Below are 6,611 nucleotides of genomic sequence, written 5' to 3' on the forward strand. Positions count from 1 at the left end.
AATGTTTGGTATCAGCTTCTCTGAACTGCTGCTCGTCGGCCTCGTCGCCCTGCTGGTGCTGGGCCCCGAGCGCTTGCCGGGCGCTGCGCGCACCGCCGGCCTCTGGGTCGGGCGACTGAAGCGCAGCTTCAACGCGATCAAACAGGAAGTTGAACGTGAGATCGGTGCCGACGAAATCCGTCGGCAACTGCACAACGAGCACATCCTGTCCCTGGAGCAGGAGGCGCGCAAGATCCTCACGCCGGTCCAGCAGGAGCCGACGCCGGTCGAGCACGTGGGCGAGCAGACGATCCACAGCCCTGCGGCGCCGACGCCTCCTGCACCTGCCGCGGCGCCGACCGAACCCGCGCCCGCCGCCGCAGCGGCCCCGGCCGAACCCGTTGCTCCAGCTGCCGCGCCGACCGCGCCGGCCCCTCACGACCCGACACTGCCACCGCGAGCCCCATGAGCGATCTCCCCGAAAACGACCAGCACATGCCGCTGGTTTCGCACCTCACCGAGTTGCGCACCCGTCTGCTGCGTTGCGTCGCGGCGATCTTCATCATCTTCGCCGGGCTGTTCGCCTTCACCCAGCAGATCTACACCTTCGTCTCGACGCCGCTGCGCCAGTACCTGCCGGCCGGCGCGACGATGATCGCCACCGACGTCTCATCGCCGTTCCTGACGCCTCTGAAGCTGACGATGATGGTCTCGCTGTTCCTGGCGATCCCGGTGATCCTGCACCAGATCTGGGGCTTCATCGCGCCGGGCCTGTACAAGCATGAGAAACGCGTCGCGGTGCCGCTGCTGATCTCCAGCATCCTGCTGTTCTACACCGGCATGGCGTTCGCCTACTTCTTCGTGTTCCCGCTGATCTTCAAGTTCTTCGCCTCCGCCACCCCGGCCGGCGTCGAGATGATGACCGACATCACCAGCTACCTCGATTTCGTCATGACGCTGTTCTTCGCCTTCGGCGTGGCGTTCGAGATCCCGGTGGCCGTGGTGCTGCTGGTGTGGATCGGCGTGGTCGACGTCAAGTACCTGAAGAAGATCCGCCCGTACGTGATCATCGGCTGCTTCGTGGTCGGCATGATCCTCACCCCGCCGGACATCTTCTCCCAGACCCTGCTGGCCGTGCCGATGTGGATGCTGTTCGAGGTCGGCATCCTGTTCGGCAGCCTGGTGAGCAAGCGCGAACGCCCGGACGAGACCGCCGACGACCACAACGACCAGCCGCCAGCGACCCAGCCATGAACCTGCTGCTGCTCGAAGAGGCCGATTTCATTGCGGCCGACCGCGTCGTGCTGCGCGACCGCCGCCTGACCCACATGCAGGAGGTCCACCGCTCGGAAGTCGGCGACAGCCTGCGGGTCGGGCGCGTCGGCGGGCTGATGGGCTCGGCGCAGGTGCTGCGCCTGGACGCCAACGAGGCGGAGCTGCAGATCAGCCTCGACCAGCCGCCGCCGGCCAAGCTGCCGCTGACCCTGGTGCTGGCCCTGCCCCGGCCGAAGATGCTGCGCCGGGTGTTCCAGACCGTGGCGACCATGGGTGTGCCGAACGTGGTGCTGGTCAACAGCTACCGGGTCGAGAAGAGCTTCTGGCAGACGCCGTTCCTGGAGCCCGAGGCGATCCGCGAACAGCTGATCCTCGGCCTCGAACAGGCCCGCGACACCGTGCTGCCGCACATCACCATCGAGAAGCGCTTCAAGCCGTTCGTCGAGGACCGTTTGCCGGCGATCGCCGACGGCACCCTCGGGTTGGTGGGCCATCCGGGCGACTTCCCGCCCTGCCCGCGCGCACTCAGCGAACCGGTCACCCTGGCCATCGGCCCCGAAGGCGGCTGGATCCCCTACGAAATCGACCTGCTGAAGAAGTCCGGACTGCAGCCGGTGCAGTTGGGCGACCGTATCCTGCGGGTCGAAACCGCCGTCACCGCCCTGCTCGCCCGCCTCTTCTAACGTTCACCGCATTCCCTGTGCCAAGGGAGCTCGCTCCCGCTCGGCCCTGTGGCGAGGGAGCTTGCTTCCGCTTGGGCGCGCAGCGGCCATCGCTCTTTTCTTTGTCGGTTTTGCGACGGCTGCGCCGCCGAGCGGGAGCAAGCTCCCTCGCCACAATGTCGCTGCACTGCGGACAAATCGCGTTACAGAATGCCATCACGCCGCCGATACACTCTCCATAAGTCCAATTAGTGGTCCGAGGGGAGTCGTCGCATGTACCGTTGGTTAGCCGAGAATCTTGGAAACGTCAGCGTCAAACGCAAGCTGGGCATCGGCTTCGGCCTGGTGCTGCTGCTGACCCTGCTGATCACCGTGACCGGCTGGACCGGCATGAGCGGCATCATCAGCCGGGGCGACAAGCTCGGCTTCATCTCCAGCCTGAACGAGCTGACCAAGGACCTGCGCCTGGCCCGTCTGGACTATGAGATGCGCCGCGGCGAGCAAGGGCCCGGCACCGTCAACGACCTGCTCGGCAAACTCGACAGCGGCCTGCAGACCGCCCGCAGCCTGATCGAGCAACCGGCCGACGTGGCGATGATCGACCAGCAACTGGCCGCCGTCGCCGAGTACAAGCGCGCCTTCGCCGACATGACCCAGGCCACCGCCCTGCGCGAAGACGCCCGCGGCAAGCTCGGCGCCACCGCCGACAACGCCGTGGCCCGGGTGGCCGAAGTCGAGAAATCCATGCTGCAGGGCGACAGCGTCGCCCAGTTCAACGCCGTGATCGACCTCAGCAAGCTGATCCAGCAGGCGCGCTTCCAGGTGCGCGGCTACACCTACAGCGGCAAGGCCGAAGCCGAGCAACCGGCGCTGGACGCCATCGACAACGCCCTGAAGAACCTCGAAAGCCTGCCGGCCAAACTGCCGGAACAGCACATCGCCAACCTGCAGCAGGCCACCGAGTCGCTCAAGGCCTACCGCTCGGCGGTCAGCCAGTTCCGCGACTCCCAGGTGGCCAGCGCCAAGGCACTGGCGCGCATGGCGGCCCAGGGCGACATCCTGTTCGACGTCAGCAGCAAACTCACCGAATCGCAGACCCTCGTGCGCGACACCGACGCCGCCAGCGCCAAGAACCAACTGCTGATCGCCACCCTGCTGGCCGTGGCCTTCGGCCTGCTGGCCGCCTGGGCGATCACCCGGCAGATCATCATCCCGCTGAACCAGACCCTCAAGGTCGCCGAGCGCGTGGCCGCCGGCGACCTCACCCACAACCTGGTGTCCCAGCGCCGCGACGAGCTGGGCCAGCTGCAACGCTCGATGCAGAGCATGAACCAGGGCCTGCGCGAACTGATCGGCGGCATCAGCGACGGCGTCACCCAGATCGCCAGCGCCGCCGAAGAGCTGTCGGCCGTGACCGAGCAGACCAGCGCCGGGGTGAACAATCAGAAGGTCGAGACCGATCAGGTGGCCACCGCCATGAACGAAATGGCCGCCACCGTGCAGGAAGTCGCGCGCAACGCCGAGGAAGCCTCCGAGGCCGCCGTCGCCGCCGACCAGCAGGCCCGCGAAGGCGACAAGGTGGTCGGCGAGGCCATCGCCCAGATCGAGCGCCTGGCCGTCGAGGTGGGGCACTCCACCGAGGCCATGGGCGAACTCAAGCGCGAAAGCGACAAGATCGGCAGCGTGCTCGACGTGATCAAGTCCGTGGCCCAGCAGACCAACCTGCTGGCCCTCAACGCCGCCATCGAGGCGGCCCGCGCCGGCGAGGCCGGCCGCGGTTTCGCGGTGGTGGCGGACGAAGTGCGCAGCCTGGCCCAGCGCACCCAGAAATCCACCGAAGAGATCGAAGAGCTGATCGTCGGCCTGCAGAACGGCACCCAGCAAGTCGCGACGATCATGGACAACAGCCGCACCCTGACCGACAGCAGCGTGGAACTGACCCGCCGCGCCGGCGGCTCGCTGGACAGCATCACCCGCACCGTGTCGGCGATCCAGGCGATGAACCAGCAGATCGCGGCGGCGGCCGAGCAGCAGAGCGCCGTGGCCGAAGAGATCAACCGCAGCGTGCTGAACGTGCGGGACGTGTCGGACCAGACCTCGGCGGCCAGCGAAGAGACGGCGGCCTCCAGCGTCGAGCTGGCGCGCCTGGGCACCCACCTGCAGACGCTGGTGGGGCGGTTCAAGGTCTGAGCTGATCCGGTGGCCTCGGTTCGCTTGGGACCGAGGTGATGCCATCGCTGGCAAGCCAGCTCCCACAGTGACCGAGTTGAACACCGACTTTATGGTCGACCGAAAACCTGTGGGAGCTGGCTTGCCAGCGATGGCGTCCGAAAGGACGCCGCCGTTAGAGGACCTGACGCAGGAACGCCTGCGCCCGCGGATCCTGCGGCGCCGCGAAGAACTGCTCCGGCGAAGCGTCCTCCAGCAGTTTGCCGTGATCGAAGAACAGCACCCGGTCCGCCACTTCCCGGGCGAAGCCCATTTCGTGGGTGACGCAGACCATGGTCATGCCCTCCACGGCCAGGTTCTTCATCACATCCAGCACTTCGCCGACCATTTCCGGATCGAGGGCCGACGTCGGTTCGTCGAACAGCATCACCTTAGGATCCATCGCCAGCGCCCGGGCGATCGCCACCCGCTGCTGCTGGCCGCCGGACAGGCGCGACGGGTACTCGCGGGCCTTCTGGGCGATGCCGACCTTCTCCAGCAGCGCCAGGGCCTTGGCCTCGCTTTCCTTCTGCCCGCGCTTGCGCACGATCTTCTGCGCCAGGCACAGGTTCTCCAGCACGGTCATGTGCGGGAACAGGTTGAAATGCTGGAACACCATGCCGACTTCGCGGCGGTAGGCGTTGATGTCGGTCTTGGGGTCGGCCAGTTGCAGGCCGTCGATGCTCACCGAGCCGGAGTCGAACTGCTCCAGGCCGTTGAGGCAGCGCAGGAAGGTCGACTTGCCCGAACCGGACGGGCCGATCACCACCAGCACTTCACCCTTGGCCACCCGGGTGCTGACGTTGTCCACCGCACGCACCACCTGGCCGCGGGTGTCGAAGACTTTTACCAGATCGCGGACTTCAATCACTTTGCGCGAGCCTCCGCTCGAGCCGGCTGGCGATTTTCGACAGCGGCAGGTTGATCAACAGGTACAGGCCGGCGACGCAGAACAGGATCTCGAACGGCGAGAACGAGGTGGTGATGACTTCCCGGCCGCTCTTGAGCAGCTCGGTGATGGCGATCACCGACACCAGCGAGGTGTCCTTCACCAGGCTGATGAACTGCCCGGCCAGCGGCGGCAGCACACGCTTGAACGCCTGCGGCAGCACCACATGGCGCATCGACTGGCCGGCGCTCAGGCCCAGCGAGCGGGCGGCCTCGTTTTGGCCGCGGGCGATCGACTGCACGCCGGAGCGGATGATCTCGGCCACGTAGGCGCCGGTGAACAGCGACAGCGCGGCGATCCCGGCGAATTCCCGGGACAGGTTCATCACCGTGCCGATGAAGAAGTAGAAGATGAAGATCTGCACCAGCAGCGGCGTGCCGCGCACCAGTTCGACGTAGATCGTCGAAAGGTCGCGCAGGGTCGGGTTGTTCGAGAGCCGGCACAGCCCCGTCGCCAGGCCGATCAGCAGGCCCAGCACGCCGGACACCACCGACAGCCACAACGTCGTCCACAGCCCCCACAGCAGCGGCCCTGCCGCCCAGTGCCGGGTGACGCCCACCACGTCGCCTTCGGCGACATCATCGCCCTGGGCGAATTGCAGGCTGTTCTCGTCGACGGTCAGGCGCTGCTCGTCACCGGCCTCGTTGCGCAGGGTGACCTCGGCGCTGCCGCCCTTGCGCACCAGTTCGCTGACGGTGGAGATGTCGGCGGCGCGGTGGGTTTCCTCGGCCTGATAGGCGAAGTACTGCGGCACGCGGTTCCAGCGCCACTCGTAGGACATCAGTGACGTCGCGTAGTACAGCGCACCGGCCAGGCCGATCAGCACCAGCACGGTCAGGACGTGCCAGGGCCATTGGGCTTTTTTCTGTTTCATTTAAGGGAGAATCCATATCGATCAGGGCGCTCGCTCCCTATGTGGCGAGGGAGCTTGCTCCCGCTGGGGTGCGAAGCGGCCCTGAAATCAGCCGCCGCGCAACATCGGGCAAAACAAACCAACCGGATCACGGCTGCTGCGCAGCCGAGCGGGAGCAAGCTCCCTCGCCACAATGACCGGGCTTATTCCATGTCCTTGAGCCACTCGGTGCTCTTGAACCACTTGTCATGGATGCGATCGTAGGTGCCGTCTTCGTGGATCTGGTGCAGGAAGTTGTTGATGAAGTTGATGCTGTCGTAGTCGCCCTTCTTCAGGCCGAAGGCCAGCGGCTCGTAGGTGAACGGCTTGTCGAGGAACACCAGCTTGCCGGCGCCGACCTTGTTCACCGCCACCACGTTGTACGGCGCGTCGTAGATGAAGGCGTCGGCCTTGCCGTTGACCACGTCGAGCACGGCTTCCTGCTCGTTGTCGTAGCCGTGGTACTTGGCCTTGGCGATCAGCTTCTTGGCGACGAGTTCGCCGGTGGTGCCGAGCTTGGAGGTGATGCGGTAGTCGGCGGTGTTCAGATCCTTGTAGGACTTGACGGTGCCTTCCAGCTCCTTGCGGATCAGCAGGGTCTGGCCGACCACGATGAACGGTTCGCTGAAGTTCAGGCGCAGGTTGC

At 66.1% G+C, this 6,611-nt stretch carries 7 protein-coding genes and 1 pseudogene; 5 read left to right on the forward strand and 3 right to left on the reverse strand.

Annotation, left to right across the window (positions count from 1 at the left end):
* Position 1: 1 nt before the first annotated feature.
* The 5 genes and pseudogenes from tatB (at position 2) to ACIP0B_RS20865 (ending at position 4,106) form a co-directional block, all read left to right on the forward strand.
* Positions 2-448 carry a Sec-independent protein translocase protein TatB gene (tatB, locus tag ACIP0B_RS20845; protein ID WP_400835606.1) on the forward strand — a complete coding sequence of 149 codons (447 nt, stop codon included), beginning with the start codon at positions 2-4 and terminating at the stop codon, positions 446-448.
* Complete coding sequence (tatC, locus tag ACIP0B_RS20850) at positions 445-1,233, forward strand: twin-arginine translocase subunit TatC (RefSeq protein ID WP_085585475.1); 789 nt, start codon at positions 445-447, stop codon at positions 1,231-1,233. The genes tatB and tatC overlap by 4 nt, the downstream gene beginning before the upstream one ends.
* Positions 1,230-1,937, forward strand: a complete 708-nt coding sequence (locus ACIP0B_RS20855; RefSeq protein WP_400835608.1) for a 16S rRNA (uracil(1498)-N(3))-methyltransferase — start codon at positions 1,230-1,232, stop codon at positions 1,935-1,937. Before tatC ends, ACIP0B_RS20855 begins: the two co-directional genes overlap by 4 nt.
* 369 nt (positions 1,938-2,306) lie before the next feature.
* Positions 2,307-3,191 (forward strand): annotated as a pseudogene (locus ACIP0B_RS20860) (methyl-accepting chemotaxis protein); the annotation flags it as partial.
* A gap of 210 nt (positions 3,192-3,401) precedes the next feature.
* Positions 3,402-4,106 (forward strand): methyl-accepting chemotaxis protein, encoded by a 705-nt coding sequence (locus ACIP0B_RS20865; RefSeq protein ID WP_400835616.1) that lies wholly within the window; start codon positions 3,402-3,404, stop codon positions 4,104-4,106.
* A gap of 154 nt (positions 4,107-4,260) precedes the next feature.
* Here ACIP0B_RS20865 and ACIP0B_RS20870 read toward each other — a convergent pair whose 3' ends face one another.
* From ACIP0B_RS20870 to ACIP0B_RS20880, 3 genes are all read right to left on the reverse strand, one after another.
* On the reverse strand, positions 4,261-4,995 hold the full coding sequence (locus ACIP0B_RS20870; RefSeq protein WP_400835610.1) for an amino acid ABC transporter ATP-binding protein: 735 nt from the start codon (positions 4,993-4,995) through the stop codon (positions 4,261-4,263).
* A complete protein-coding gene (locus ACIP0B_RS20875) occupies positions 4,988-5,947 on the reverse strand; it encodes an amino acid ABC transporter permease (RefSeq protein WP_400835612.1) in 960 nt (319 codons plus the stop codon). Before ACIP0B_RS20875 ends, ACIP0B_RS20870 begins: the two co-directional genes overlap by 8 nt.
* Before the next feature lie 182 nt (positions 5,948-6,129).
* Positions 6,130-6,611, reverse strand: a 482-nt coding sequence (locus ACIP0B_RS20880) for a transporter substrate-binding domain-containing protein (RefSeq protein ID WP_400835614.1), incomplete at its 5' end; no start/stop codon positions are given.

Origin of the sequence: Pseudomonas sp. NPDC089534, assembly GCF_044749305.1 — a bacterium.
Lineage (GTDB): Bacteria > Pseudomonadota > Gammaproteobacteria > Pseudomonadales > Pseudomonadaceae > Aquipseudomonas > Aquipseudomonas ekonensis.

What these genes read in the sequence shown, in the direction of transcription:
- ACIP0B_RS20865 (WP_400835616.1), top strand. Translation starts at nt 3,402, where the DNA reads ATGGCCGCCACCGTGCAGGAAGTCGCGCGCAACGCCGAGGAAGCCTCC.
- tatC (WP_085585475.1), top strand. Translation starts at nt 445, where the DNA reads ATGAGCGATCTCCCCGAAAACGACCAGCACATGCCGCTGGTTTCGCAC.
- ACIP0B_RS20875 (WP_400835612.1), bottom strand. Translation starts at nt 5,947, where the DNA reads ATGAAACAGAAAAAAGCCCAATGGCCCTGGCACGTCCTGACCGTGCTG.
- ACIP0B_RS20855 (WP_400835608.1), top strand. Translation starts at nt 1,230, where the DNA reads ATGAACCTGCTGCTGCTCGAAGAGGCCGATTTCATTGCGGCCGACCGC.
- tatB (WP_400835606.1), top strand. Translation starts at nt 2, where the DNA reads ATGTTTGGTATCAGCTTCTCTGAACTGCTGCTCGTCGGCCTCGTCGCC.